This window comes from Pseudomonas sp. ICMP 8385, assembly GCF_002699915.1.
Taxonomy (GTDB): Bacteria; Pseudomonadota; Gammaproteobacteria; order Pseudomonadales; family Pseudomonadaceae; genus Aquipseudomonas; species Aquipseudomonas gessardii.
In genome coordinates this window covers 1-1007 of sequence record NZ_LKBY01000019.1, presented here as the reverse complement: position 1 = coordinate 1007, position 1007 = coordinate 1, and the positions used below count along the sequence as shown (strand labels likewise).

The window sequence follows — 1007 nt, the reverse complement described above, 5'->3', positions numbered from 1 at the left end:
CGCCCGCCGGAAACGACGATCTTGGCCGCGGTCAGCTCTGGACGGTCCGACTTGGCCAGCTCTTCGCCAACAAAGCTGGAAGTGCCAGAATTGTGTACAGCTGCAACGGCTTCAACCGCAGCCGAACCACCCTCGGCGGCAACCGGGTCGAAACCGGTGGCACGCACGGTGATCACTTTGACCGCGGCAGTGGATTGCACGGTACAGCTGCAACGGCTTCAACCGCAGCCGAACCACCCTCGGCGGCAACCGGGTCGAAACCGGTGGCACGCACGGTGATCACTTTGACCGCGGCAGTGGATTGCACGGTAGCAATGGCGTTACCGGCGTAGATCGGGCGCTTGAAGGTGTCGGCGCTTTCCACCGAAACGATCTCGGAGATCTGGTCAACGTCCAGCTGCGCAGCAACCCGTGGCAGGATGTTTTTGCCGTTGGAGGTGGCGGCAGCCAGGATATGGCTGTAGCCAGCGCCAAGCTCTGCAACCAGCGGCGCTACGTTTTCCGGCAGTTGATGCGCGTATGGTGGCGGCAGCCAGGATATGGCTGTAGCCAGCGCCAAGCTCTGCAACCAGCGGCGCTACGTTTTCCGGCAGTTGATGCGCGTAGGCAGCGTTGTCGGCGGCCAGTACTTTGCTCACGCCAGCGATTTTCGCGGCGGCTTCAGCCACGGCACCCACGTTCTGGCCGGCGACCAGGACGTGGATATCACCACCGATTTTCGCAGCAGCAGCAACGGTGTTCAGTGTGGCCGGGGCCAGCACCTTGTTATCGTGTTCGGCGATTACGAGGATAGTCATGATCAGATCACCTTCGCTTCGTTTTTCAGTTTCTCGACCAGTTCAGCCACCGACTTGACCTTGATCCCCGCGCTGCGTGCAGCTGGCGCTTCGACTTTCACAGTCTTGTTGGTGGAGGCGGTGGAAACGCCCAAAGCTTCTGGAGTCAGCACTTCAAGCGGCTTCTTCTTGGCTTTCATGATGTTTGGCAGGGACGCATAACGCGGCTCG

The 1007-nt window shown here is 60.6% G+C and carries 3 pseudogenes; all 3 read right to left on the bottom strand.

Going from position 1 to position 1007, the window contains the following annotated elements:
• Nucleotides 1-101, bottom strand: a pseudogene (locus AO268_RS33965) (electron transfer flavoprotein subunit alpha/FixB family protein); the annotation flags it as partial.
• Between the two features lie 107 nt (nucleotides 102-208).
• Nucleotides 209-797, bottom strand: a pseudogene (locus AO268_RS04660) (hypothetical protein); the annotation flags it as partial.
• A 2-nt stretch (nucleotides 798-799) separates the two neighbouring features.
• Nucleotides 800-1007 (bottom strand): annotated as a pseudogene (locus AO268_RS04655) (electron transfer flavoprotein subunit beta/FixA family protein); the annotation flags it as partial.